Source organism: Streptomyces sp. TLI_171, assembly GCF_003610255.1.
In the GTDB taxonomy this organism is placed as follows: Bacteria; Actinomycetota; Actinomycetes; order Streptomycetales; family Streptomycetaceae; genus Kitasatospora.
In genome coordinates, this window is the sequence record NZ_RAPS01000001.1 from 2,751,884 (window position 1) to 2,776,976 (window position 25,093).

Here is a 25,093-nt window from a genome sequence, read left to right on the forward strand (position 1 = left end):
TCACGCCGTCGCCCGAGCGAGCAGCCCGTCCGGGGCCTGCGGGAAGGTCTCCGTTGCCTCGAAAGTCTCGTGAGCGCAGGAAGCGGACCGGCTGGCGCCGGCTGATACCCACCTGGCGGATCACTCTGCTCGGACTCGCCGCGTCCGTGCTGCTGGGGGTCGGGCTGTTCGCGCTCGGCATCGCGCTGGTGAGGGTGCCGGACGCGCACGCCGCCGCCACCGCCCAGTCCAACACCTGGCTGTACTCGGACGGCTCGGTGCTGGCCCGCACCGGGCAGACCAACCGGCAGAACGTCCCGCTGGACAAGGTCTCGCCCGCCGCGCAGCACGCCGCGCTGGCCGCCGAGGACCGCAACTTCTACTCCGAGGGCGCGGTCAACTTCAAGGGCATGGCCCGCGCCGCCTTCAACACCGCCTCCGGGGGAGCCACCCAGGGCGGCTCGACGATCACCCAGCAGTACGTGAAGAACGCGTACCTGAACCAGAAGCAGACCGTCAGCCGCAAGGTGAAGGAGGTCTTCATCGCGATCAAGGTGGACGCCACCCAGAGCAAGGACGACATCCTCTCCTCCTACCTGAACACCTCGTACTACGGGCGCGGCGCCTACGGCATCCAGGCCGCTGCCCAGGCGTACTTCGGGGTGGACGCCAGCCAGCTGACCGCCGCGCAGGGCGCCTACCTGGCGACGCTGCTGAACGCGCCGAGCGCGTTCGACGTGTCCTCCGCCGGCGAGGCCGCCAAGCAGAAGGCCGTGGCGCGCTGGAACTACGTGATGGACGGCATGGTCGCGAAGAAGTGGCTGGGCGCGGAGGAGCGGCAGTCGACCGCCTTCCCCGAGGTGCTGGCGCCGAAGTCCGCGCCGGGCCTGTCCGGCCAGGCCGGCTACCTGGTGGCCGCCGCCACCTCGTACCTCACCGACCAGGGCATCGTCTCCGACGCCCAGCTCGCCCAGGGCGGCTACACCATCACGCTGACCGTCGACTCCAGGAAGCAGCAGCAGCTGCAGGACGCGGTGCAGGCGCAGCTGACCGACAACCTGAAGCCGGACAGCCGCAAGGTGGACGCCGCCGCGCAGGCCGGCGCGGTCTCGGTCGACCCGAAGACCGGCCAGGTGCTGGCGCTGTACGGCGGCGCCGACGCCACCAAGCACTGGGTCGACAACGCCACCCGCACCGACTACCAGGCGGGCTCCACCTTCAAGGCGATCGCGCTGGCCGCCGCCCTCGACTCCGGGGCGCGCACCCAGTACGGCGACCGGATCAACGCCAACACCGTGTACGACGGCACCAACCGGCGGCCGGTGCGCGGGGCGAAGGGCGTCCCGTACGCGCCGCCGAACGAGGGCGAGCGCTCGTACGGGCAGATCACCCTGCAGCAGGCCACCGACTGGTCGGTGAACTCGGTGTTCGCGCAGCTCGCCCAGGACACCGGGCTGGAGAAGGTCCGCGCCACCGCGGTGGCGCTCGGCCTGCCCGCCGACACGCCGGACCTCAAGGCCCTCGCGTCGATCCCGCTGGGCACGTCCACCCCCAGCGCGCTGAACCTGGCCGGGGTGTACGCCACCCTGGACAACGACGGTCAGCAGATCACCCCGTGGCTGGTGAAGGGCCTGGAGTCGGGCGGCGAGCAGGTCGCGCTGCCCGAGCACCGGGCCACCCAGGCGATCTCCAAGGACGCCGCCCGGGCCACCACCTCGATCCTCCAGGGCGTCGTCGACGACCAGGGCGGCACCGGGTATCGGGCCGCCGCGCTGAACCGCCCGGCGGCCGGCAAGACCGGCACCACGGACGAGTCCAGGTCGGTCTGGTTCGCCGGCTACACCCCCGAACTGGTGACCGTGGTCGGCCTGTTCGGCCAGGAGCCGGGCACCGGCAAGCAGGTCAGCCTGGACGGCGTGGGCGGTGCGGGCAACGCGGCGGGCGGCAAGTTCCCGGCGCAGATCTGGACGGCCTACATGAAGTCCGCCCTGGCCGGGCAGCCGGTCAGCGACTTCGCCGGGCCGAGCCGGTCCTCGTCGGTGAGCACGCCCTCCGCCGCGCCGAGCAGCTCCGCGTCGCCGAGCCAGAGCCCGTCCGCGACGGACCCCGCGACCGACCCCGCGACGCCGACCGGCTCCGCCTCGCCGACCACCGGTTCGCGACCCAGCGACGGCGGCGCGCAGCAGCCCTCCCGCACCCCGTCGGCGCGGCCCAGCGGCGGCGCCGGCCGGAGCCCGTCGGCCTCCACCGGCCCCGCGCTCGGCGGGGCGGGCGGACTGCTCGGGGACCAGTACCAACCGTCGGAATAGCACCTTACGGCGGAGGGGTCCGAGCTGACACAATGCGGCGATGCGCAGCAGCTCGGACCCCTCCGCCGTCTCCCTCGACTCCCCCGCCGTTCCGGCCTCCGCCCCGGCCGGGCCCGCCGCCGCCGGGCTCGCGACCGCGCCCGCCCCGGCCCGCCGGGCCGCCACGGTCGGGCTGGCGCTGGCGCTGGTCTCGGCGGTCGCGTTCGGCGGCTCCGGGACGGCCGCCAAGCCGCTGATCGAGGCCGGGCTCTCCCCCGCCCACACCGTCTGGCTGCGGGTGGCCGGCGCCGCGCTGGTCCTGCTGCCCGTCGCGTGGAAGCACCGGGACGCGGTGCTGCGCCGCCCCGGCGTCCTGCTCGGCTTCGGCCTGCTGGCGGTCGCGGGCGTGCAGGCCTGCTACTTCGCGGCGATCTCCCGCATCCCGGTCGGCGTGGCCCTGCTGATCGAGTACCTCGGCCCGCCGCTGCTGATCGCCTACGTCCGGCTGGTGCAGCGCCGTCCCGTCTCCCGCCGGGCGATGGCCGGCGCGGGCGTGGCGGTGGCCGGCCTGGCCTGCGTGGTGGAGATCTGGAACGGCCTCGGCTTCGACCCGCTCGGCGTCCTGTTCGCGCTCGGCGCGGCCTGCTGCCAGGTCGGCTACTTCGTCCTCGCCGACGCCGGCCGCCAGGGCGAGCGCCCCGTCGACCCGCTCGCCGTCTCCGCGTACGGCCTGCTGATCGGCGCCGTCCTGCTGACCGCCTTCGCCCGCCCCTGGCAGGCCGACTGGTCCCTGCTCGGGCGCTCCGTCACCATGAACGGCCACCAGTTGCCCGCCCTGGTCCCGGCCCTGTGGATGATCCTGATCGCCACCGTCCTGGCCTACCTCACCGGCGTGGTCTCCGTGCAGTACCTCTCGCCGCCGGTCGCCGGCGTGGTCGCCAACCTGGAAGCCGTGGTCGCCACCGTGCTCGCCTGGATCCTGCTCGGCGAGCACCTGGGCGCGCCCCAACTCGCCGGCGGCGCCCTGGTCCTGGCCGGCGCGTTCGCCGCCCAGTCGGCGAGCCGGAGCTGACTCGCGACCCGCTCGGCATGTGACGTGGATCACCCGCTCTCAATGTTCTCACAGGCTCACTCAAAGCCCTATCTTGGTGCCATGAGCGAATCCGTGAGCAAGAGCGTGACGCTGGACGACGACACCTACGCCCGGGTGCGCCTCCTCGCCCGGGCGTGGGCGGTGGGCGAGGGGGAGGCGGTCCGGCGCCTCCTGGAGCACTTCGAGAACGAGCCCACGGCGGACACCGCCGCCCCGGTGGACGGAAGGGTTCCCGTGCACGTGGTGTACGAGGGCAACCGGGTCGACGGCCTCTACGACACGGCCACCCGGTCGCTGGAGATCGTGGCCGGGCCGGCGTCCGGCCGCTACCGGTCCCCCAGCGGCGCGGCGACGGCCGTCCTCCAGGCGTACAACCCGAAGGTCGCGCCGAACCGCAACGGGTGGTCGTTCTTCGTGGTGGACGCGACCGGCGAGTTCCTCCAGTCGATCCGCTGACCGGGCTCGCCCTCGTGCATCCGCGAGCGAACCGCGGGGGCGCACCGCGGCGACGGCCGGTCAGGCGGGCAGCGTCTCGCGGTGCGCGGCGAGTTCGGGGCCAGTGGTGGTGGGGACGAACTCGGTGATGCGGTAGGTGGCGACGGCGGCCGGCACGAACGGGTCGGTGGCGGCGAGGGCCTCGACGGCGGGGCGGTCGGCGGCGACGGCGAGGATGATTCCGCCGTCGCGGGGGACCTTGCGGCCGGAGGCGAGGAAGGTGCCGTCGGCGTAGTGCTGCCGCAGCCAGGCGAGGTGGGCGGGCAGCAGGGCGTCGATGCGCTCCAGCGGGGCGGTGTAGGTCAGCTCAAGGATGAACACGTGATCATCGTACGCCTGGGCGGACCAGGTCCGACTCATAGGCGGCGACGGCCAGTTGGGCCCGGCCACGGGCGGTGAGCTTCTGCCGCAGCCGGCCGACGCGGGTCGTCGCGGTGGTCAGGCTGACGTGCAGGTGGGCGGCGACCTCCTCGTTCGACAGGCCGAGCCCGCGTTCGGGCGGCCGAGCCCGAGTTCGGGCGGCCGGGCGGCGGGGTGCGCGGCGGCGCTTCGGCGCGGCGCCCCGGCCTGACGGTGGGTCAGTGACCGGTCCAGCCGAACCAGCTGAAGTGGTTGAGCGGCCAGACGACGGCGGCGGCGGGACCGACCAGGTTGCCGACCGGCACCGCTCCGCCGTCGGGGCCGTCGCGGTGGTAGCGGGAGTCGGCGGAGTCGCTGCGGTGGTCGCCCTCGACCCAGACGTGGCCGGCCGGGACGGTGACCGGTCCGAAGTCCATGCCGGAGCAGGAGTCGTCGCCGGGGTGCAGGTACGGCTCGGCGACGGTCCTGCCGTCGACGGTCAGGGTGGTGCCGTGGCAGGCGACGCTCTGGCCGCCGGTGGCGATCACCCGCTTGACCAGGTAGTCGTCGCCGGGCGGGAGCAGGCCGACGGCGGACAGGCCGGTGTGGATCGCCCCGGTGACGGGGTTGCCGTCCTTCTCGGCGGGCGGCAGCCAGCCGCCCGGGTCCTTGAACACCACGGGCTCGCCCGGCTCGGGGTGCCAACCGGTGAGGGTGGCGAACTTGTTGACCGCGACCCGGTCGCCGACCTGCAGGGTGTTCTCCATCGATCCGGACGGGATGGAGAACATCTGGAACAGGCAGGTCTTGATCAGCACCGCGACGACCAGTCCGATCGCGATCATCATGGGCAGTTCGACGTACCACGGCCGCCGCCTGCGCCAGCGCCGCACCCGCGTCGCCCCCTCGGTCACCGCCACCGACACCGAAACCGCCTCCTCCGGAAGGACAGCACGCTAACCCGCCCGCCGACCGGCACGAAATCGGACCTTTAACCGGACCGCACAACCGGGGCGGGAGCCCGGCGGCCGGCCGCCGGGTCAGGAGTCGGTGTCCGCGCCGGTCAGGCCGTCGCTGGCGATCGCCTCGTGGTGGCGGATGACCTCGGCGATGATGAAGTTGAGGAACTTCTCGGCGAAGACCGGGTCGAGGTTGGCGCTGACCGCGAGTTCGCGCAGGCGGGTGATCTGGCGGCGTTCGCGGTCCGGGTCGGCCGGGGGGAGCCTGTGCTCGGCCTTGAGGCGGCCGACCTGCTGGGTGGCCTTGAAGCGCTCGGCGAGCATGTGGACGACGGCGGCGTCGATGTTGTCGATGGACTCGCGCAGGCGGGTCAGCTCGGCACGCACGGCGTCGTCGATCCCCGCCGGCGAGGCGGTGGGCTGGTCCGTCATGTGGGGTGGCTCCGATGCGGGTTCGGGTGGGCTCGCGGGCGCGGCGAACGGCCAATCGAGGCGCGGCGAACGGCCAATCTAACAGGGCAAACGAGCCCGGCCCGCCCTGATCACGGCCGCGTTCCGGCATGTGGGACGGCCTTCGGACGTGCCCCGGACGCGCCCGTGACGCGCCCCCCGCACGCCCCCGACGGGCGCCGGGCGTGTCCCGCTCGGGCCCGGGTCGCGCCCCGGAGCGTCGCGCGGCGTTCGCCCACCCGGCGGTGGTGCGGGCCGTAGGCTGGGCGGGCCGCGGCCGGAAGTCCAGTCGCGGGTGCAGCAGTTCGACCGGCAGTTCCCCAACAGGAGGTACCTGATCGTGGCAACGACCCGCACCGCGCACACCGAGTGGGAGGGCAACCTGCTCGACGGCAAGGGCCTGGTGACCTTCGACTCCTCGGGCATCGGCGAGTACCCGGTGTCCTGGCCGGCCCGCGCGGAGGCCGCGAACGGCAAGACCAGCCCGGAGGAGCTGATCGCGGCCGCGCACTCGGCGTGCTTCTCGATGGCGCTCTCGCACGGCCTGACCGGCGCCGGCAACCCGCCCGCCAAGCTGGAGACCAAGGCGGACGTGACCTTCCAGCCGGGCACCGGCATCACCGGCATCCACCTGACCGTGGTCGGCACCGTCCCGGGCCTGGACGAGGCGGGCTTCGTGAAGGCCGCCGAGGACGCGAAGGCGAACTGCCCGGTGAGCAAGGCGCTGGCCGGCACCGAGATCACCCTCAGCGCCAGCCTGGCCTGACCCACCCTCAACTCACGCACCGCTACGGCGCGTGAGCGGAAGGCGTACGCCCCCGGTGCGCACGGCGCGTGCGTCCGGGGGCGTCCCACAGAATGTAACGGGCATCTCCGGACATTCATCACCAATCACCCTGGCGGCGGTCGCGCACAGTCACAACGGCGGCCTATGATCGGCGGACGTGGCCCGAGGCCGCCGACACTCCCCGGTCTCCGGCCGGGGTCCGCCGAGCGGGTGGGGCCGCCGGGCCGGTCGCCGTCGCAGGGGCAGCCGGTCCGATCAGTGGCAGCAGCGGACGGGAGCGTGCCGTGCCGGGCCGGAATCTCGGGGCCGACGCACACCTTGGGGGTGGGTGGTCCGAAACGCCGCGCCCGGGAACCGGGGCGGGCGTCTGCACCGCCTGCGGCAACCCGGTGGCGGCCGGGTCCGGGCACCTCGCGGAGGCGCTGCGGGTCAGCGAGTCGCGGTTCCGCGCGGCCTTCTCCGACGTCGGGATCGGCATGGCGCTGATCGACACCGACGACCTGCTGATCGAGGGCAATCCGGTGTTCGCGGCGATGCTCGGCCGGGAGGCCGAGGACCTCGCGGGCATGCACATCCACGAGATCATCGAGCCCGAGGAGCCGTCCGCCCGCCGCTACCGCGAGGTGGTGCGCGGCGAGCGGGAGCGGATGACGGCCGAGAAGCGGCTCAAGCACCGCGGCGGGCGCGAGGTCTGGGGGCGCGTCACGGCCTCGCTGATCCGGGACGACGCCGGCCTGCCGTACTACACGCTGGTCACCGTCGAGGACATCACCGAGCAGCGGCGGCTGGGCGACCGGCTGGCCTACCAGGCGACCCACGACCCGCTGACCAGGCTGCCGAACCGGACGCTGTTCTACGAGCGCCTGGAGGCCGCGTTCAAGCCGGACGGCCGGGCCCGCCCGGGCGGCGCGGACCACGAGCGCCGGGTCGGCCTGTGCTACGTCGACCTGGACGGCTTCGCCGCGATCAACGAGACCCTCGGCCACCACATCGGCGACCAGCTGCTGGTCGCCGTCGCCGCCCGCCTGGAGCGCCGGTTCGCCGACGAGGACGGGCAGTTGGTGGCCCGGCTGGGCGGCGACGAGTTCGCGGTGCTGGTCACCGGGAGCGCCGGCGACCAGCAGCTGACCCGGCTGGCGGCCGCCCTGATGGAGGTGCTGGAGCAGCCCTTCGACGTGTCCGGGCACCGGCTGACCGTCACCGCCTCGATCGGCGTGGTGGAGCGCCCCGTGCACGGCTCCACGCCCACCGACCTGATCCGCGACGCGGACTCCACGCTGTACTGGTCGAAGTCCGACGGCCGCGCCCGCTGGACGCTGTACGACCGGGACCGCGGCGCCGACCAGCTCACCCGGCACATGCTGGCCACCGCGCTGCGCCCGGCCGTGGAGCACGGCGAGTTCACCGTCGAGTACCAGCCGCTGGTCGGCCTGGCGGACGGCACGGTGCACGGCACCGAGGCGCTGGTGCGCTGGCGCCACCCCCGGCTGGGGCTGCTGTCGCCGGACCGGTTCATCCCGATCGCCGAGGAGTCCGGGGCGATCGTCCCGCTCGGCAAGTGGGTGCTGGAGGAGTCGTGCCGTCAGACCCGGCGCTGGCTGGCCGAGTTCCCGGAGGCGGAGACCTTCGTCTCGGTGAACCTGGCGGCCCGCCAGATCTGGGACTCCGACGTGGTCGCCGACGTCGCCGAAGTGCTGGAGCGCACCGGACTCCCGGCCCGGCTGCTGCAGTTGGAGATCACCGAGAGCGCGCTGCTCGGCCCGGGCGGCCGCCCGCTGCAGGCCCTGCAGGCGCTGGCCGACATGGGCGTGCGGATCGCCATCGACGACTTCGGCACCGGCTACTCCAACCTCGCCTACCTGTCCCGGCTGCCGGTGCACACCCTCAAGCTGGACGCCACCTTCATCGAGGCGTTCCGCGAGACCACGCCCGGCGCGGACGGGCGGCGCGCCGCGGACGAGCAGATCGTCGGCGCGGTCGTGCAGTTGGCGCACGCCCTGGGCCTGACCGTCACCGCCGAGGGCATCGAGAACGCCGCGCAGGCCGAACGCCTCCGCCAGACCGGCTGCGACACCGCGCAGGGCTGGTACTACGCCCGCCCCGGCGCCGCCGACACGGTCACCGCGATACTGCGGGACCAGACGCGCCGCTAGCGCCGGTGGCGACGGCACGGAACGGGTCGGCGGGGGCCGGGACCGGCGCACGAGCGGCGGGCCCTGCCGGGGCGGTTCGCGGCCGAGCCGGCCGCGGTGGAGCGCCCCGCGCCGGTGCACTTCGACGCCCGGGAGGGCAACCCGCTGCTGACGCCCGGTCCGAGCGGGTCGGCGAGCAGCCGGCCCGGCTCGACCGGCGGGGCGGGCTCAGCCGGTGAGCCCGTACGCCTCGGCGATCATGCCGTAGGACTCCAGCCGGTTGCGGTGCCCGTGGATGTGCGAGGTCACCATCAGCTCGTCCGCCCCGGTGCGCCGCCGCAGCGCCTCCAGGCCCTCGGCGACCTCCGCCGGGGTGCCGAGCACCACGTTGCCCAGCCAGGAGTCCAGGAAGTCCTCCTCGGCCATCGTGTACGGGTGCGCGGCGGCCTCCTCCGGGGTGGGGATCGGGCCCGGCCGGCCCTGCCGCAGCCGCAGCATGCCGAGGCCCGCCGAGCGGGCCAGCCACAGCGCCCGCTCCCGGCTCTCCGCGGCGACCGCGCTCACCCCGATCAGCGCGTACGGCTCGTCGAGCACCTCGGACGGGGTGAAGCCCTCCCGGTACAGGTCGAGCGCGGGCACCGTGTTGGCCGCGCTGAAGTGGTGCGCGAACGCGAACGGCAGGCCCAGCCGGGCGGACAGCTGGGCGCTGAAGCCGGAGGAGCCGAGCAGCCAGGTCGGCGGGCGGCCGGCCGAGCGCGGGACGGCCTCCAGCCGGGCGTACGGGTGGCCGCCGGGCCAGTCGCCGTCCAGGAAGTGGATCAGCTCGGAGAGCTGGCGCGGGAAGTCCTCCGCGCCGTCCGCCAGGCCGCGGCGCAGCGCCCGGGCGGTGGCCTGGTCGGTGCCGGGGGCGCGGCCGAGGCCGAGGTCGATCCGGCCGGGGTGCAGGGCCTCCAGCAGGCCGAACTGCTCGGCGACGGCGAGCGGGGCGTGGTTGGGCAGCATCACGCCGCCGGAGCCGAGCCGCAGGGTGGAGGTGTGCGCGCCGAGGTGGGCGAGCAGCACCGCGGGCACCGAGGAGGCGACGCCGGGCATGCCGTGGTGCTCGGCCACCCAGAACCGGTGGTAGCCCCAGCCCTCGGCGCTGCGGGCCAGCTCGGTGGTGGCGGCCAGCGCCTCGCCCGCGGTGTGCCCGGAGCCGACGGTCGCCAGGTCCAGGATGGACAGCGGCGCGGGGGCGCGGCCGGCGGCGCGCCCGCGGATCGGGTCGGCGGCGGCTGCGGCGGGCTGCGGGGCGGTCGGCTCCGGTGCGGTGCTCATGCGGTGGGTCCTCCTGGTGCCCCGGCCGGGTGCCCGGGCGTTCGTCCGGACACAACCCGGCCGCCGGCCGTGCTTGTTCCCGCCCGCCCCGGCGGTTCGCTGACGCCCCGACAGCAGGCCACGCTGCCTGGCGACTTCACGCCAGCGCGAGAAGTCGCCAGGTGGAACGGTCGATGCGGGCCCGGGCATGGGGCAGGCTGGAGATCAGCGCGGAGCACGTACCGGCTCCGCGCACTGCGACAGATCGGCGGGCTGGACCAGCGTCGTTCGATCCCCATGAGCCCCCGGAGCGGCACCCCGCCCGGGGGCTCTCGCGCGTGTGCGGTATGCCACACGGGGGTGCTTCATGACATGAAATTTGCCCGCGCTAGCGTTGACCCCTGTTGCAGCTGCGTCTCCCCCCGGGCGTGCTGGAGGGAGAACACCTTGGACGCCAATGCCGTGATCGGCCCCGCCTGGTACTGCGGGCTCGCCCTGGCCGCCGTCCTCGGCGACGCCTTCCTGCCGTTCCTGCCGAGCGGGACGCTGGTGATCCTGGCCGTGCTGAAGACCGGGCAGATGGGCGGCTCGCCGCTGCTGCTGGCCGTCGGCGTGGCGATCGCCTCCTTCCTCGGCGACCTGCTGCTGCTGAACCTGGCCCGGCGCGGCGCGCCCGCGGTGCACCGCCGCCTGGAGCGCCGGCCGCGGCTGGCGGCCAGCGTGGAGCGGGTGCAGCTGGCGCTGACCGGGCGCACCACCAGCCGGGCCGCCGCCGCGATAGTGATCATCGCTCGTTTCGTGCCCGCCGGGCGGACGGTGCTGGACGTGGCGGTCGGGCACTCCCCGAACCGGCCGTGGACCTTCCTGCGCTGGTCGGCGGTGGCCGCCGTGGTCTGGGCGACGTACATCGTCAGCCTGGGCTGGCTGAACCTGCACTGGTTCGACACGGCGTGGCTGAGCTTCGCCATCTCCTGCCTGGCGGCGACCGCGATCAGCAGCGCGGTGGTCCAGGTCGTGCGGCGGCGCCGGCGGTTGTCGGTGCTGGTCGAAGGGGTCTGACCGGGCGGCCGCGCTCTGTCCCAGAACGGCAACAGGGCGAGCGGTCCGGGAGCCGTTCGAACATCCCCCGCGTGATGAGTGGTTGGCGGGTGGGCGGCGTTGGCCCGGCCACCCCGACCGTGCCATCCTTGGGTGGCGATACCGTCAAATTGTCCGTTTTTGCCAGAAGTTGACCTCCGGAGCCGCGTGTCGGCGTCCGGAGCTTCTTGTGGCCGGGCCCACGGCAGGGGAGACCATGAGCACCATCTCGCGCCGGTCAGTGCTGACCGCCACTGCGGCCACCGCGGCCCTCGGGGCCGTCGCCGCCTGTTCCAGCGGGGGCGGCTCGGCCGGCCGCCCGGGATCGGACGCCGGCAGCGCCACCGGCGGCGGGTCGGGCTCCGCCCAGCCGACCGTCAAGGGCACGCCGCTGGGCGACGGTTCGAACACCGACACCGGCGCGCAGCCGAACCAGCCGACCTTCGAGAAGCTCAAGCCCGGCGAGACGCCCCCGCAGTTCGTGGTCTTCTCCTGGGACGGCGCGGGCGCCACCGACGACGGCCAGTTCACCCGGTTCCTCAAGCTCGCCGAGCAGTACAAGGCGAGCATGACGTTCTTCCTCTCCGGCATCTACGCGCTGCCGAAGGAGAAGTCCTCGCTGTACCACCCGCCGAAGCACTCGGTCGGCGCCTCCGACATCCCGTTCCTGTCGGCCGGCGCGGTCCGCAACACCATCAAGCTGATCAGCCAGGCGTGGCTGGCCGGCCACGAGATCGGCACCCACTTCAACGGGCACTTCTGCTCCACCCGTTCGGACGGCAACGGCGTCAACAAGTGGACGCCGGAGGACTGGGAGTCCGAGATCGAGCAGGCGGTCTCCTTCGTCACGCAGTGGAGGACCAACACCGGTTTCACCGACGTCGACCCGCTGCCCTTCGACTACAAGAAGGAGCTGATCGGCGGCCGCACCCCGTGCCTGGAGGGCCAGAAGACGCTGCTGCCGACGGCCGCCAAGCTCGGCTGGAAGTACGACGCCTCCTCCCCCGGCGGCCAGCAGATCTGGCCGCAGAAGGTCCAGGACGGCAAGATCTGGGACTTCCCGCTGCAGGGCATCCCGTTCCCCGGCCACAACTTCCAGGTGCTGTCGATGGACTACAACATCCTCGCCAACCAGTCCGCCGGCTCGACCAAGGGCGACCCGGCCAAGTACGGCCAGTGGCGCGATCAGGCCCGGGACTCCTACCTGGCCGGCTTCAACCGCGCCTACAACAGCAACCGGGCCCCGTTCTTCATCGGCAACCACTTCGAGCAGTGGAACGGCGGCATCTACATGGACGCCGTCGAGGAGACCCTGAAGCAGATCGCCGGCAAGCCCGGCGTCCGCCTGGTGTCCTTCAAGCAGCTGGTCGCCTGGCTGGAGCTCCAGGACCAGTCCGTCCTGCGCAAGCTCCGGACCCTGAACGTCGGGCAGGCCCCCGCGGGCGGCTGGCAGTCCTTCGTCTGAGCGGTCCGGGCACCGCTCAGCTCAGGAGCTCCACCAGGCGTTCGGACCGGATGATCGAGTAGTGGTTGGTGTCGGCGACGCGTTCGGTCGGCACGGTGACCTTCGCCGCCGTCAGGCGCTCCTCGTCGTAGAGCGCCTGCGGCTCGTCCATCAGCCCGCGCTCCGCGTACAGCAGGCGGGCCGGCACGGTCAGGCCGTGGATCGCGCCGGCGGCCTCCTGGTCCAGCAGGACCTGGGTGCCGTCGGTGGTGATCGCCTCGTGGACGCAGGAGGAGACCAGCTCCGGCTCGGCGCCGACCAGGTCGCGCTGGGTGTAGGCGTCCAGGTCCTCGGTCCACGGGTCGAAGGCGGGGTGCGCCTGCCAGAAGGCGCGGTACGCGGCCCGGGACTCGAAGGTCATCGAGAGCCGGGTCAGCGCCGGGCCGAGCACGGCCGCCAGCGCGTCCTCCTCCCGGACGCCCGGCGGCAGCGGGAAGCTCACCGCCCCGTCGACCAGGGTCAGCTCGCGCACCAGGGCGGGGTGCCGGGCGGCGGTGACGGCGCCGACCCAGGCGCCCATGGAGTGCCCGACCAGCCGGACCGGGCCGGCGTCCAGGGCGGTGATCAGCGCGGCGACGTCCTCCGCGTGGCGGGCCAGGCCGTACGGGCCGGGCAGGTCCCGGCTGGCGGCCCGGCCGCGCAGGTCGGGGGCGTACAGCGCGACCCGCCCGGCGAGCAGCCCGGCCAGCGCGCCCCAGGCCAGGGCGTTGGCGGTGATGCCGTGCACGGCGACCACCACGGGCGCGCCGGGAGCGGTCGCGGGCCAGTGCAGGACGGCGAGTTCGCCGCCGTCGACGGGAACGGTGAGCGTCTGAGGGGATGTCATGCGGCGCCTTCCGGGACGGCGGTGACGGGGACCTCGGCGGGCTTGGCCGTGCGGCCGGGGCGCAGGCGGGCGGGGAGCTTGGCGAGGCCGCCGGGGAGCAGGTAGACCACGGCGACGAAGAGGGTACCGAGCAGGAACAGGGGCTGCGAGAGGGGAACGCGCAGGACGGCGGGGAGTTCGGCGATGGAGGCGGAGTTGGCGAGGTCGCCGAGGCGGTGGGCGGCCCAGGTGTAGAGGACGCCGCCGAGCAGGGGTCCCCAGCGGGTGCCGGAGCCGCCGAGGACGACCATCACCAGCAGGGCGAGGGTGGCGTCGGAGCCGGCGGCCTGGGGGGTGGCGCCGCCGGTGAGCAGCAGGTAGACGACCCCGCCGGCTCCGGCGAGGGCGCCGGAGACGGTGAAGGCGACGAGTTTGAAGCCGTAGGGGCGCAGGCCGAGGACCTCGACGCGGCGCTCGTTCTCGCGGATGCCGGCCCAGATCCGGCCGGTGGGCGAGGCGACCGTCCAGTGGACGACGGCGAGGACGAGGACCAGGTAGGCGACGGCGATCCAGTAGAGGTTCGCGGTGTTCTGGATGCCGATGAGGGCGTCGGGGAGGTGCTCGGCGGGGGCGGAGCGGCCTTCCTCGCCGCCGGTGAGCCCGCCGGGGTTGCGTTGGACGAGGATCGCGCCGGCCTGGGCGAAGGCGAGGGTGACCATGGAGAAGCCGATGCCGGTGACGCGCAGGGAGACCGAGCCGAGGGCGAGGGCCAGCACGACCGAGCAGGCGATGCCGAACACGGCGGCGGGGACGAAGCCGAGGCCGAACTCCAGCATGGCGAGGTCGGTGGCGTACAGGCCGGTCGCGAAGTAGAGGGCGTGGCCGAAGGAGAGCAGTCCGGTGCGGCCCAGCAGCAGGTCGTAGCCGGTGGCGAGGCCGCCGTACAGCAGGCACAGCGCGATCAGCTGCAGGCTGCCGGGACTGCCCAGCGGCCCGTCCAGCAGACCGGGCAGCGGCAGGGTGCTGTACGGCGCGGCGAGCAGGACGAGCAGCAGGGCCAGCGGCCACCAGCGCTTGAGGTGGGCGATCATGCCAGTCTCCCGGTGAGTCCGCGCGGCTTGACGAGCAGCAGGACGGCGAGCAGGACGACGACGGAGAGGTCTCCGAGGCCCGCTGCGGTGTAGTAGTTGGCGAATTGTTGGACCAGGCCGACGCCGACGGAGGCGAGGGCGGCGCCGGTGACGGAGCCCATGCCGCCCATGACGACGACCACGAACGCGAAGATCAGCAGTCCGGTGCCCTGGCCGGGGTTGATGGACCCGAAGTACAGGCCCGCGAGCGCCCCGCCGAGGGAGGCTGCGGCGCCGCCGATCGCGAAGACCAGGGTGAACGCCTTGCGGACGTCGATCCCGAGCGCGGTGACCATGGCCCGGTCCTCGACGCCGGCGCGGACGATCAGCCCGTACCGGGTGCGGGCCAGGAACAGCCGCAACGCGACCAGGACCACCAGGGCGGCGGCCATCAGCACGAACCGGTTGACCGGAACGGTCGCCCCCAGCACGTCCACCGTCCCCGACAGCGACGCGGGCTGCGGGAACGGCCGGGCGTCACCGCCCCAGATCCCCATCAGCAGGGCGGGCAGGGCGAGCCCGACGCCGACCGTCGCCAGGATCTGGTCCCGCGGCCGCGCGTAGAGGGGCCGGATCAGGGCGAGTTCGAGCAGGACGGACGCGGCGGTGCCCACGGCGGTGCCGAACGGGACGGCCAGCCAGAACCCCATTCCGCCGTCGGTCGCCGCCCACCACGCCGCGTACGCGCCGATCGAGAGCAGTGCGCCGTGCGCGAAGTTCAGGACGTCCATCAGACCGAAGATCAACGACAGGCCGGACGCGACCAGGAAGTACAGCGCGCCGAGCCCGAGGCCGGTGCAGGCGAGCAGGACGACGGTGTTCATCGGGCACTCACCTCAGGAGCGGAATCAGGATCGGGTCGGTGGCTGCCCACGCCGAGCAGCCGGCGGGCGGCCTGCTCGTCGGCGAGCAGGGCGCGGGCGTCGCCCTGGTGGGCGGTGCGGCCGTCGGCGAGGACCGCGCACTGCCCCGCCACCCGGCGCACCAGCGCCAGGTTCTGCTCCACCAGCAGCACCGGGACGCTCTCCGCGGCGCGGGCCAGGACGTCGGCGACCTCGGTGACGATCTTCGGCGCGAGGCCCTTCGTCGGCTCGTCCGCGATGATCAACCGGTTCCCGTTCAGCAGCGTGCGGGCGATGGCGACCATCTGCTGCTGCCCGCCGGAGAGCGTTCCGGCGGCCTGCTTGTGACGCTGCTTCAGCTCGGGGAAGAGGTCGAAGACCAGGTCGTAGGCGGGGGCGGAGTCGCGCTCCGCGAGACGCAGGTTCTCCGCGACGCTCAACCCCGCGAAGATCCCGCGGTCCTCCGGCGCGTAGCCGATGCCCCGGCGCACCACCAGGTGGGTGGGCAGCCGGCCGATGTCCGCGCCGTCGAAGACCACCGTGCCGGTGCGCGGGACCAGACCCATCACCGCCTTCACCGTCGTCGTCTTGCCCGCGCCGTTGCGGCCCAGCAGCGCCGTCACACCCGTGGCCGCGACGTCCAGGTCCACCCCGTGCAGGATGTGCAGGCCGTCGATCACCACCCGCAGACCGCGCACCGACAGCAGCACGCCGCTCACAGCGCCTCCCCCAGGTAGGCCCCCTGCACGGTGGCGTCCGCCATCACCGCGGCCGGGGTGTCCAGCGCCAGCAGCGTCCCGTGGTGCATCACCGCCAGCCGGTCCGCCAACCCGAGCAGCACATCCATGTGGTGCTCCACCATCAACACCGTCCGCCCCTGTTCCTGGTGCACGGAGCGGATCAGCTCCACCAGGGCGGGCACCTCCTCGGCGCTCACCCCCGCCATCGGCTCGTCCAGCAGGATCAGCCGCGGATCACCGACCAGCAGCACCGCCAACTCCAACTTCCGCTTGCCGCCGTGCGACAGCGACCCCGCCAGGTCCTCCGCCCGGTCGGCGAGACCCGTGCGCTCCAGCGTCTCCTCCACCTCCCGGCGGTAGCGCGACGCGCGCCGCCAGATCCGGTACGACGCACCCGGCCCCGCCGCCGCCTGGGCGGCCAGCCGGACATGGTCCGCGACGCTCAACCCCGGCCACAGCGAAGAGGTCTGGAAGGTCCGGCCCAGACCCCGCCGGGCCCGGGCGGGCACCGGCAGCGCGGTGATGTCCGCGCCGTCCAGCGCCAGCGTGCCGTGACTGGCGGGGTAGATGCCGGAGATCAGGTTGAACAGGGAGGTCTTGCCCGCCCCGTTCGGGCCGATGAACGCGACGAACTCGCCCTCCGCGACATCGAAACTCACGTCCTGAACGATCGGGACGCCACGAACGGACCAGCCGAGGCCGTCCAACCGCAGGACCGGGGCGGGGGTGCTCATCTCGTTCAGCCCGCCATCTTCACGACCGGCGGGGCGACCAGGTCGGCGTCCAGCACCTTCTCGGCGGTGGGCTTGGCGGCGGCGCCGGTGCCGGTCAGCTTGACCTGGAACATCGGCTGCAGCAGCGCGTGGTCCTCCGCACGGACCGTCAGCTTGCCCTTGACGCCGTCGAAGCTCCACCCCTCCAGCGACTTCACCAGCGCGTCGGTGTCCGCGTCGGAGCCCTTGTTCGCCTCCAGCGCGTGCACCACCATCTGCGCCGCGGTGAAACCGTCCGGGGTGAACAGGTCCGGCTTCGAGCCCGCCTTGGTCACCGCGTCCGTCATCGCCAGCTCGGCGTCGGTGCCGCCGGCCGCGCCCGCGAAGTAGTGGTTCAGGAAGTCGATCTTCTCCGCGGCCGGCCCGAACAGCGGGTACGAGGCGGCGACATCCAGACCAGTGACCACCTTGGTCGCCGAGAACACGTCCTGCTGGTTCAGCGACGTCCACAGCGCGGAAGCGGTGTCACCCGCCCACGCCACGTACAGCAGGTCCGGCTTCGCCGCCTTCGCCTGCGTCGCGAACGGCGTCAGGTCCGTCGCCGACGGCGGCGCCAGCACCGCGTCCACGCTCGCGCCCTCACCGCCCAGAACGGCCTTCACCGCCGCCACGTTGGCCTGCCCGAACGCGTTGTCCTGCGCCAGCACCGTGACCTTCTTGCCCTTGGCGTCCCCGATGAACGACGCCGCCGCCCTGGTGTCCTGGTACGACTGCCGCCCCGAACGGAAGGTGTACTTGTTCAGACCCGTCACCTTGTCCGCCGCCGCCGGACCCGAGATGAACAGCACCTTGTTCTGCGCCGCGATCGGACCGACCTGCAACGCCACGCCCGACGCCGTCGAACCCGCCAGGATCTTGTAGTTCTTCCCGATCAGGTCCTTCGCCGCCGACACCGCCTTCGCCGGATCACCCGCGTCGTCCTGCTCCGCGATCTCCACCGGATGCCCGTCGACCGCGTTGCTGCCCTTGGTGGCGTACGACAGACCCGCCTTGAAACCCTCCAGGTACTGCTTGCCGTACGCCGCGAGCGGACCCGTCTTCGAATACACCAGACCGACCTTCAGCGGGCTCTTGTCGCCCCCGCCGGCCTCGCTGGAGCCGGCCGTACCGGCCTTCGCGCAGCCCGCCGCGAGCAGCACGCAGGCAGCCAGCGCGGCGAACTTCCGGACGGGTCGTCTGTGGGTGGCGTCCGTGACTGACATGGTGGGGGCTCCTGACGTACCGGTGCTGGTGGGATGCCGGAACCGTAGGGGGGCCGCCAGGAAGGCGACATGTGACGGGAGCACGCATCCTCCGTCGTGGCTGTGTGGTTCGCCGACATGTCCCGGCTCCGGTGCCCGGCGGGTGTGCGGCGAGCACATGGCGCGCGCGTGCTCCATGGGGTCGTCCGCCATGGAAAGCGCCGGGGCCTGCGGCGAGGGTGGTGCGGCAGTCAGCCCCTCCCCCTCGTAAAGGTGGCCCCCCTTGGACAAGGTCCTGGACTCCCCGGCCCGTGCGGTCGGGGACATTCCCGACGGTGCGGTGCTCGCGGTCGGCGGTTTCGGCCTGTGCGGCATCCCGTCGACGCTGATCGGCGCGCTGGTCGACGCGGGCACCACCGGCCTGCGGGTGGTCTCCAACAACTGCGGGGTCGACGACTGGGGCCTCGGGCTGCTGCTGCGCGCCGGACGGATCGCCCGGATGACCTCCAGCTACGTCGGCGAGAACAAGGAGTTCGCCCGCCAGTACCTGAACGGCGAACTCGAGGTCGAACTCACCCCCCAGGGCACCCTCGCCGAACGCCTGCGCGCCGGCGGCGCCGGCATCCCCGCCTTCTACACCCCCGCCGGCACCGGCACCCAGGTCGAGGAAGGCGGCCTGCCCTGGCGCTACACCCCCGGCGGCGCCGCCGTCGCGGTGGCCTCCCCGCCCAAGGAGGTCCGCGAGTTCGCCGGCCGCCCGTACCTGCTGGAAGAGGCCATCACCGCGGACTACGCATTGGTCCGCGCCGAGGTCGCCGACCGCCACGGCAACTGCGTCTTCCACGCCGCCGCCCGCAACTTCAACCCGCTGTGCGCCACCGCCGGGCGGATCACGATCGTCGAGGCCGACCGCATCGTGGAGGCGGGCGAGATCCCCCCGGACGCCGTCCACCTCCCCGGCGTCCACGTCGACCGGATCGTCGCCGCCGACCCCGCCGACCGCCGCATCGAACGACGCACCGTCAGCGCCGCTGCCCCGAAGGAGTCCTGATGACCGCCGCCCTCGACCCCCGCGACGTGCTGGCGGCCCGCGCGGCCCGCGAACTGCGCGACGGCCAGTACGTCAACCTCGGCATCGGCATCCCAACCCTGATCCCCAATCACCTGCCCGCGGGCGTGAACGTGGTGCTGCAGTCCGAGAACGGCATCCTCGGCACCGGCCCGTACCCCGCCGAGGCCGATGTCCACCCCGACCTGATCAACGCCGGGAAGGAGACCGTCACCGTCAACCCCGGCGCCTCCTACTTCGACTCGGCGTTCTCCTTCGGCATGGTCCGCTCCGGCCGGATCGACGTCTCCGTGCTCGGCGCCATGCAGGTCTCCGCCCGCGGGGACCTCGCCAACTGGATGATCCCCGGCAAGATGGTCAAGGGCATGGGCGGCGCCATGGACCTCGTCCACGGCGCCCGCCGCCTGATCGTGGTGATGGAGCACACCGCCAAGGACGGCACCCCGAAGATCGTCAACGAGCTCTCGCTGCCCGCCACCGGCCGGGGCGTCGTCCACCGCATCGTCACCGACCTCGCCGTCCTCGACCCCACGCCCGACGGACTGCGGCTGGTCGAACTCGCCGACGGCGTGACGCTCGATCAACTCCGCGCCGCCACCGAGCCCCCCGTCCTCGCCGACTGACGCACCGTCGGGAGAAGCCCGGAGGGGCGGTGGGCGCACCCTCACACCCGCCGCCCCTCCGCCCCGCTCCCGGGGCTCAGCCCTTGAGGTCGGGGATCTGCCAGTCGATCGGCTTCTGGCCGAAGCCCTCCAGCGCCGCGTTGATCTGCGAGAACGGCTTGCTGCCGAGGAACAGCTTCTGCGACAGCGGCGAGGGGTGGCCGCCCTGGACCACCACGTGGCGCTCGGTGTCGATCAGCTTGATCTTCTTCTTGGCGTAGTTGCCCCACAGCACGAACACGCAGGGCTCCTCGCGCGCCGAGACCGCCTTGATCACCGCGTCGGTGAACTGCTCCCAGCCCTTGTCCTTGTGCGAGTTGGCCTTGTGGGCCTGCACCGTCAGCACCGCGTTCAGCAGCAGCAGGCCCTGCTCGGCCCACGGCATCAGGTAGCCGTTGTCGGGCATCCTGAAGCCCCCGGTCGCAGGGTCCGTGAAGAGGCCGAGGTCGGTGTGGAGCTCCTTGTACATGTTGCGCAGCGACGGCGGGACCTTCACCCCGGGCAGCACCGAGAAGCTCATGCCGTGCGCCTGGCCGTTGTCGTGGTACGGGTCCTGGCCGAGCAGCAGGACCTTGACGTCCTGGTACGGGGTGGCGGCGAGCGCCGAGAACTCCTGCCCGGCGGGCGGGAACACCTCGTGCTCGGCGCGCTGGGCGGCGACGAACTCCGCCAGCTGCGCGAAGTACGGCTTGCCGGTCTCCTCGGCGAGCACCTCGCGCCAGGACTCCGGCAGTTCCAGCGTGCCGCCCACGGACGCCTCGGCCAGCTCCGTCACGTCGTACCTCCCACCGGCCGCACGCCGCACGGCGACCGCTCTCACTCGTCACGTTCCGCGGGCCCGTTCCGGACCCACCGCGATGAACGCTACACAGTCGCGCCGACAGCCGGCTGCGCGCTGCGCACCCGCAGCGCCTCCCACCCGTTCAGGCCGACCAGGACGGCGGCCAGCAGGGCCAGCACGGCCAGTGCGGGCAGCCGGTGCAGCGGGGTGAGCAGCAGCACCGCGAGCAGTGCGGCGACGACTGCGGCGGCGACCAGCCGGGTCGGCGAGATCATCCCGAACATCATCCGGCGGGTGTAGTTGAAGGTCAGCAGGTACAGCGCACTGCCGCCGTACAGCAGGCCCAGCGTGCCGCCGCCGAGCGCCTCCTCGGGCCGGTCGACGGTCTCCGCGAAGCCGACGGCGACGGTGATCACGCCCGCGATCAGTCCCAGGTGCCCGTAGGAGAACACCTGCCGCAGCACGTCGCGGCGCGAGGCGGCGGTCTCCATGGCGTGCCGCATCGCGTCGGCGGCGTACCCGAAGTACTGCCACCACAGCGCGCAGGAGATCACGAAGGCGGTGGCGACGGAGGCGAGTTGGCCCGGGTGCAGGGGTGCGGCGGCGACCGGGGCGCCGATCCCGACGATCGACTCGCCGAGCGCCACCAGCAGGAACAGGCCGAACCGCTCGGGCAGGTGGCCGGGGTGGTAGGCGACCTTGGCGAGGCGGCGGCGCAGCAGCAGCGGCGCGGCGAGGTCGACGACCGCGGCGGTCGCCCACAGCGCCTCGCGCAGCGGGGCGCCGGCCAGTCCGCCGAGCAGCAGCAGCGGGCCGGAGACGAACGCGGCCACCCCGTACGGGCCGAACCAGGTCTGCCGCGCCCGGCTGGCCAGCAGGGCGACCAGGACCAGCCGGGCCGCCCAGTACGCGCCGCCGAACAGCGCGCCGCGGGCGCCGTACGCGCCGGGCAGGGCGAGCGCCATGAACAGGCCGCCCAGGCCCACCGCGAAGATCCCGATCCGGTCGCGCGGGTTGTCCACGTCCCGGATGTTGGCCTGGACGGTGGTGCCGACCCAGCACCAGTAGACCGGCACGAACGCGATCAGCGCCCGCCCGCAGCCCGCCCAGTCGTGGTGGTGGTGCAGCAGCGCCGACACCTGGGTCACTGCGAACACGAAAACCAGGTCGAAGTACAGCTCCGCCCAGGTGACGCGCTTCTCCCCCATCATCAACTCCCCCGTCTCGCAGGCCCCTTGGCGTGGGCTCGGCGTGCGACCGGCACAGGCTACCGGGACCGCCGCCCACCTGCTGTCCACGGGGTCGGACGCCCCTGCCCCGGACCGGCCCGGACGACTAGGCTGGGCCGCGTTGGGGCAGCCAGTGGCGCCCGACCGGCCAGCGGTGTCCGGTCGGAGCGATGCACGAGATCGTTCGACCAGCGCAAGACCGAGGAGACACCACCGTGGCAGACCGCAAGCCCATCGAGACCTGGCTGACCGACATGGACGGAGTCCTCATCCACGAGGGCGTGCCGATCCCCGGGGCCGATGCCTTCATCAAGCGGCTGCGTGAGTCCGGAAAGCCGTTCCTGGTGCTCACCAACAACTCCATCTACACCCAGCGCGACCTGCACGCCCGGCTGTCCCGGATGGGCCTGGACGTTCCCGCCGAGCACATCTGGACCTCGGCGCTGGCCACCGCCAAGTTCCTCGCCGACCAGCGGCCGAACGGCACCGCCTACGTGATCGGCGAGGCGGGGCTGACCACCGCGCTGCACGACGTGGGCTACGTCCTCACCGACAGCGACCCGGACTTCGTGGTCCTCGGCGAGACCCGCACCTACTCCTTCGAGGCGATGACCAAGGCGGTCCGCCTGATCAACACGGGCTCCCGCTTCATCGCCACCAACCCGGACGAGACCGGCCCGTCCGCCGAGGGCGCCCTCCCCGCCACCGGCGCCGTGGCCGCCCTGATCACCAAGGCCACCGGCGTCGAGCCCTACTTCGTCGGCAAGCCCAACCCGCTGATGATGCGGGCCGGCCTGAACGCGATCGGCGCCCACTCCGAGCACAGCGCCATGATCGGCGACCGGATGGACACCGACATCGTCTCCGGCATGGAGGCCGGCATGTCCACCTTCCTGGTCCTCACCGGCCTCACCCAGGCCGCCGACGTCGACCGCTTCCCCTACCGCCCCACCCAGGTGGTCAACTCCATCGCGGACCTGGTCGACCTGATCTGACCGCTCCCGGACGGGCCCCCGGCGCACCGGGGGCCAGTCCGTCGGCTCAGCCGAGCTCGCGGGCGTCGGTCTCCGGGAGCCAGTCGCGGCCCGGGCGGTACTCCAGCCAGCGGTGGTCCCGGCCGCGTTCGGCGAAGGCCCGGAGCAGGGCGGGCAGCACGGGGTGCGGGCGCCCGCGGTGCCAGACCAGCGACCAGGCGTACAGCGGCACGGGGTCGACCAGCGGGCGGACCACCAGGCCGGGCGGGACGGCCAGCGGGAGTTCGGCGGGCAGCAGGGTGCAGCCGTCCGCGACGGACCGGACCCGGTCCAGCAGGTGGCCGAGGCCCAGGTTGGCCTCCCCCGGCAGGAGTTCGACACCGAAGTGCTCGCCGAACCGGGTCAGGAAGTCCAGCCGCGCCGGGTCGGCGGGCAGCACCAGCCGCAGCGCGGCGAGGTCGGCGGGCCGCAGCTGCTCGGCGCGGGCCAGCGGGTGCGCGGCGGGCAGCACCGCGTCCACCGGCTCCAGCCGGACCAGCCGGTGCGCCAACTCGCCGTCCGGCCCGCTGTGGTGGCGGCCGAACCCGGCGGCGGTCTCCCCGCGCGCCAGTGCGGCGGCCACCCCGGCGAGGTCCCGGCCGGGGCCCACCTCGACACTCAACTCCGGTGCCGCGGAGAGCACGTCGCGTACCGTGCGGAGCGGCTCGAACAGGTGGCCCCAGACGTCCAGCCGGGCCGGTGAGACCTGTCGGCGGACGGCGTCCACGGCGGCCTTGACGGCGGCCAGCGCGGCCCGCGCCGGGTCGAGCAGGCGCTGCCCGGCGTCGGTGAGCTGCACGCCGGCGGGGCCGCGGTCGAGCAGCTGCACGCCGAGCTCCCGCTCCAGCCGGCCGATCCGCTTCGACAGCCCCTGCTGACTGAGCGCCAACTGCTCGGCCGCCCGCCCGAAATGGCGCTGGTCGGCGACCGCGACGAAGGCGCGCAACTGTCCGAGATCCGGGTCCTCCACCCGCCCATCATCGCCGACAGCCGGCGGTTGTCGTCGCGGCGTTCCAGTTGTTGGACCACGTACCGCCCGCTGCCGTGTACTCGGGACGGGCCGACCGGCCCCGCCGTCCACTCCCGAACGGAATCCCGCCATGAAGGCCCTGGTCCCCGCCCGCGGCAGCGTCGAGTTCGCCGAGCTGCCGCAGCCCGAGCCGCGCCCCGACGAGGTGCTGGTGAAGGTCGACGCGTTCTCGGTGAACCGCGGCGAGACCTTCCTGCTGGAGGATCCCCCTCCCGGCTGGCGGCCCGGCAAGGACGTCGCGGGGCTGGTCGTGCAGGCCGCCGCCGACGGGTCGGGACCGGCGGTCGGGCAGCGGGTGGTGGCGCACCCGCCGGGCGCCGGCTGGGCCGAGTACGCGGCGGTGCGCACGGACGCCCTGGCCGTCCTGCCCGCGGAGCTCGACACCCGCACGGCCGCCGCCCTCCCGCTGGCCGGTTTGACCGCGCTGCGGCTGCTGCGCACGGCGGGCGCCGTCACCGGCCGGCGGCTGCTGCTGACGGGCGCCTCCGGCGGGGTGGGCCACTACCTGACCGAGCTGGCCGCGGCCGCCGGCGGGCAGCTCACCGCCGTCACGGCGAACGCCGAACGGGGCGCCCGGCTGGCCGAGTTGGGCGCCGCCGAGGTGGTGCACAGCCTGACCGACGCGACCGGCCCGTACGACCTGGTGCTGGAGTCCACCGGCGGCCCGGCGCTCCCCCTCGCCCTCGGGCTGCTCGCCCCGCGCGGCCGGCTGCTCTGGTTCGGCCAGGCGTCCCGCGAACCCGTCCGGCTGGACTTCTTCGCGCTGCTGAACGGTCCGGTCTCGGCGACCGTCCAGCACTTCAGCTACGCGGACGTCGACCACCCGGACGGTCCCGACCTGCGGACCCTGGTCCGGCTGACCGCCGAGGGTCGGCTGCACCCGGAGCTCGGCCTGCTCGACGACTGGCACCGCACCGCCGACGCGATCGCCGCACTGCGCGGCCGCGAGGTCCGCGGCAACACCGTTCTGACGCTCAACCGAACCGGAGGACAAGCATCGTGAGCACCGACCCGCGCACCGTCGTGACCGAGTACGTGGCCGCCGTCGCCCGCGGCGACCTGGCGGCGATCGAGGACGCCTTCACCGAGGACGCCGTCTGGACCTACCCCGGCACCGACCTGCCGCTGAGCGGCAGGTGGCGCGGCCGGCGCGCCATCGTCGACGACTTCCTGGGCTCGATGGGCGACCTCCTCGCCCCCGGCACCGGCGTCGAGGTGGAGCTGATCGGCACCCCGATCGTCGACGGCGACCGGGTGGTGGCCGAGTGGACCTCGGCCGCCACCACCGTGCACGGCCACCGCTACGAGAACCTCAACCTGGGGATCTTCACCGTCCGGGACGGCCGGATCGCCGAGGTCCGCGAGTACACCGACACCCTCCGCGCGGCCACCACCCTTTTCGCGAACGGCGGGTGACGGTTCGGCCCCGGACTGTCAAC

The 25,093-nt window shown here is 73.4% G+C and carries 26 protein-coding genes; 12 read left to right on the plus strand and 14 right to left on the minus strand.

Going from position 1 to position 25,093, the window contains the following annotated elements; genetic code table 11:
* Positions 1 to 53: 53 nt before the first annotated feature.
* The 3 genes from BX266_RS12460 to BX266_RS12470 all read left to right on the plus strand — a co-directional run bounded on the left by BX266_RS12460 (position 54) and on the right by BX266_RS12470 (position 3,816).
* On the plus strand, positions 54 to 2,288 hold the full coding sequence (locus BX266_RS12460; protein ID WP_099899361.1) for a transglycosylase domain-containing protein: 2,235 nt from the start codon (positions 54 to 56) through the stop codon (positions 2,286 to 2,288).
* Positions 2,289 to 2,328: 40 nt separating this feature from the next.
* Positions 2,329 to 3,339 carry a DMT family transporter gene (locus tag BX266_RS12465; protein WP_099899363.1) on the plus strand — a complete coding sequence of 337 codons (1,011 nt, stop codon included), beginning with the start codon at positions 2,329 to 2,331 and terminating at the stop codon, positions 3,337 to 3,339.
* Positions 3,340 to 3,420: 81 nt separating this feature from the next.
* On the plus strand, positions 3,421 to 3,816 hold the full coding sequence (locus tag BX266_RS12470) for a hypothetical protein (RefSeq protein ID WP_259464670.1): 396 nt from the start codon (positions 3,421 to 3,423) through the stop codon (positions 3,814 to 3,816).
* Between the two features lie 60 nt (positions 3,817 to 3,876).
* On the opposite strand, the gene BX266_RS12475 is transcribed toward BX266_RS12470, so the two are convergent.
* From BX266_RS12475 to BX266_RS12490, 4 genes are all read right to left on the minus strand, one after another.
* Positions 3,877 to 4,176: a YciI family protein gene (locus BX266_RS12475; protein ID WP_099899366.1), complete on the minus strand. Its 300-nt coding sequence runs from the start codon at positions 4,174 to 4,176 to the stop codon at positions 3,877 to 3,879.
* Between the two features lie 4 nt (positions 4,177 to 4,180).
* Positions 4,181 to 4,336: a LuxR C-terminal-related transcriptional regulator gene (locus BX266_RS12480; RefSeq protein WP_099907758.1), complete on the minus strand. Its 156-nt coding sequence runs from the start codon at positions 4,334 to 4,336 to the stop codon at positions 4,181 to 4,183.
* 97 nt (positions 4,337 to 4,433) lie between these two features.
* Positions 4,434 to 5,120 (minus strand): signal peptidase I, encoded by a 687-nt coding sequence (lepB, locus tag BX266_RS12485; RefSeq protein ID WP_259464671.1) that lies wholly within the window; start codon positions 5,118 to 5,120, stop codon positions 4,434 to 4,436.
* 114 nt (positions 5,121 to 5,234) lie between these two features.
* Complete coding sequence (locus BX266_RS12490) at positions 5,235 to 5,585, minus strand: chorismate mutase (RefSeq protein WP_099899368.1); 351 nt, start codon at positions 5,583 to 5,585, stop codon at positions 5,235 to 5,237.
* 358 nt (positions 5,586 to 5,943) lie between these two features.
* On the opposite strand from BX266_RS12490, the gene BX266_RS12495 reads away from it, so the two are divergent.
* Both BX266_RS12495 and BX266_RS12500 read left to right on the plus strand, forming a co-directional pair.
* Positions 5,944 to 6,369 (plus strand): OsmC family protein, encoded by a 426-nt coding sequence (locus BX266_RS12495; RefSeq protein ID WP_099907761.1) that lies wholly within the window; start codon positions 5,944 to 5,946, stop codon positions 6,367 to 6,369.
* 305 nt (positions 6,370 to 6,674) lie between these two features.
* Positions 6,675 to 8,543, plus strand: coding sequence for a bifunctional diguanylate cyclase/phosphodiesterase (locus tag BX266_RS12500; RefSeq protein ID WP_099899370.1), 1,869 nt, complete (start codon positions 6,675 to 6,677; stop codon positions 8,541 to 8,543).
* 207 nt (positions 8,544 to 8,750) lie between these two features.
* Here the strand turns inward: BX266_RS12500 and BX266_RS12505 are convergent, their stop codons facing one another.
* Positions 8,751 to 9,839: an LLM class flavin-dependent oxidoreductase gene (locus BX266_RS12505; RefSeq protein WP_099899372.1), complete on the minus strand. Its 1,089-nt coding sequence runs from the start codon at positions 9,837 to 9,839 to the stop codon at positions 8,751 to 8,753.
* A gap of 426 nt (positions 9,840 to 10,265) precedes the next feature.
* On the opposite strand from BX266_RS12505, the gene BX266_RS12510 reads away from it, so the two are divergent.
* On the plus strand, positions 10,266 to 10,877 hold the full coding sequence (locus BX266_RS12510) for a DedA family protein (protein ID WP_099899374.1): 612 nt from the start codon (positions 10,266 to 10,268) through the stop codon (positions 10,875 to 10,877).
* 235 nt (positions 10,878 to 11,112) lie between these two features.
* Complete coding sequence (locus BX266_RS12515; RefSeq protein WP_099899376.1) at positions 11,113 to 12,360, plus strand: hypothetical protein; 1,248 nt, start codon at positions 11,113 to 11,115, stop codon at positions 12,358 to 12,360.
* Between the two features lie 16 nt (positions 12,361 to 12,376).
* Here the strand turns inward: BX266_RS12515 and BX266_RS12520 are convergent, their stop codons facing one another.
* The 6 genes from BX266_RS12520 to BX266_RS12545 are packed head-to-tail and all read right to left on the minus strand — an operon-like array spanning position 12,377 to position 17,891.
* Positions 12,377 to 13,225 (minus strand): alpha/beta fold hydrolase, encoded by an 849-nt coding sequence (locus BX266_RS12520; RefSeq protein WP_099899378.1) that lies wholly within the window; start codon positions 13,223 to 13,225, stop codon positions 12,377 to 12,379.
* The gene (locus tag BX266_RS12525) at positions 13,222 to 14,295 is read right to left on the minus strand and encodes a branched-chain amino acid ABC transporter permease (RefSeq protein WP_099899380.1); all 1,074 of its coding nucleotides are present in this window, start codon (positions 14,293 to 14,295) and stop codon (positions 13,222 to 13,224) included. The genes BX266_RS12520 and BX266_RS12525 overlap by 4 nt, the downstream gene beginning before the upstream one ends.
* Positions 14,292 to 15,158, minus strand: coding sequence for a branched-chain amino acid ABC transporter permease (locus BX266_RS12530; protein WP_099899382.1), 867 nt, complete (start codon positions 15,156 to 15,158; stop codon positions 14,292 to 14,294). Before BX266_RS12530 ends, BX266_RS12525 begins: the two co-directional genes overlap by 4 nt.
* On the minus strand, positions 15,155 to 15,895 hold the full coding sequence (locus tag BX266_RS12535; protein ID WP_259464673.1) for an ABC transporter ATP-binding protein: 741 nt from the start codon (positions 15,893 to 15,895) through the stop codon (positions 15,155 to 15,157). Before BX266_RS12535 ends, BX266_RS12530 begins: the two co-directional genes overlap by 4 nt.
* Complete coding sequence (locus BX266_RS12540) at positions 15,892 to 16,650, minus strand: ABC transporter ATP-binding protein (RefSeq protein WP_099899383.1); 759 nt, start codon at positions 16,648 to 16,650, stop codon at positions 15,892 to 15,894. The genes BX266_RS12535 and BX266_RS12540 overlap by 4 nt, the downstream gene beginning before the upstream one ends.
* A 5-nt stretch (positions 16,651 to 16,655) precedes the next feature.
* Complete coding sequence (locus BX266_RS12545) at positions 16,656 to 17,891, minus strand: substrate-binding domain-containing protein (RefSeq protein WP_099899385.1); 1,236 nt, start codon at positions 17,889 to 17,891, stop codon at positions 16,656 to 16,658.
* Between the two features lie 262 nt (positions 17,892 to 18,153).
* Between BX266_RS12545 and BX266_RS12550 the strand changes: the two genes are divergently transcribed.
* The gene (locus BX266_RS12550) at positions 18,154 to 18,921 is read left to right on the plus strand and encodes a CoA transferase subunit A (protein ID WP_099899387.1); all 768 of its coding nucleotides are present in this window, start codon (positions 18,154 to 18,156) and stop codon (positions 18,919 to 18,921) included.
* Positions 18,921 to 19,562, plus strand: coding sequence for a 3-oxoacid CoA-transferase subunit B (locus BX266_RS12555; protein ID WP_099899388.1), 642 nt, complete (start codon positions 18,921 to 18,923; stop codon positions 19,560 to 19,562). The genes BX266_RS12550 and BX266_RS12555 overlap by 1 nt, the downstream gene beginning before the upstream one ends.
* Before the next feature lie 76 nt (positions 19,563 to 19,638).
* Here the strand turns inward: BX266_RS12555 and ung are convergent, their stop codons facing one another.
* Both ung and BX266_RS12565 read right to left on the minus strand, forming a co-directional pair.
* The gene (gene ung / locus BX266_RS12560) at positions 19,639 to 20,376 is read right to left on the minus strand and encodes a uracil-DNA glycosylase (protein ID WP_399169519.1); all 738 of its coding nucleotides are present in this window, start codon (positions 20,374 to 20,376) and stop codon (positions 19,639 to 19,641) included.
* 89 nt (positions 20,377 to 20,465) lie between these two features.
* Positions 20,466 to 21,590 (minus strand): low temperature requirement protein A, encoded by a 1,125-nt coding sequence (locus BX266_RS12565; protein ID WP_099899390.1) that lies wholly within the window; start codon positions 21,588 to 21,590, stop codon positions 20,466 to 20,468.
* 236 nt (positions 21,591 to 21,826) lie between these two features.
* On the opposite strand from BX266_RS12565, the gene BX266_RS12570 reads away from it, so the two are divergent.
* The gene (locus BX266_RS12570) at positions 21,827 to 22,606 is read left to right on the plus strand and encodes an HAD-IIA family hydrolase (RefSeq protein WP_099899392.1); all 780 of its coding nucleotides are present in this window, start codon (positions 21,827 to 21,829) and stop codon (positions 22,604 to 22,606) included.
* 46 nt (positions 22,607 to 22,652) lie between these two features.
* Here BX266_RS12570 and BX266_RS12575 read toward each other — a convergent pair whose 3' ends face one another.
* Positions 22,653 to 23,594: a LysR family transcriptional regulator gene (locus tag BX266_RS12575; RefSeq protein WP_259464674.1), complete on the minus strand. Its 942-nt coding sequence runs from the start codon at positions 23,592 to 23,594 to the stop codon at positions 22,653 to 22,655.
* 130 nt (positions 23,595 to 23,724) lie between these two features.
* On the opposite strand from BX266_RS12575, the gene BX266_RS38555 reads away from it, so the two are divergent.
* Both BX266_RS38555 and BX266_RS38560 read left to right on the plus strand, forming a co-directional pair.
* Entirely contained in the window at positions 23,725 to 24,657 is a 933-nt protein-coding gene (locus BX266_RS38555; RefSeq protein ID WP_180290468.1) for a zinc-binding dehydrogenase, read from the plus strand.
* Positions 24,654 to 25,070, plus strand: coding sequence for a nuclear transport factor 2 family protein (locus tag BX266_RS38560; protein WP_180290311.1), 417 nt, complete (start codon positions 24,654 to 24,656; stop codon positions 25,068 to 25,070). Before BX266_RS38555 ends, BX266_RS38560 begins: the two co-directional genes overlap by 4 nt.
* Positions 25,071 to 25,093 lie beyond the last annotated feature (23 nt).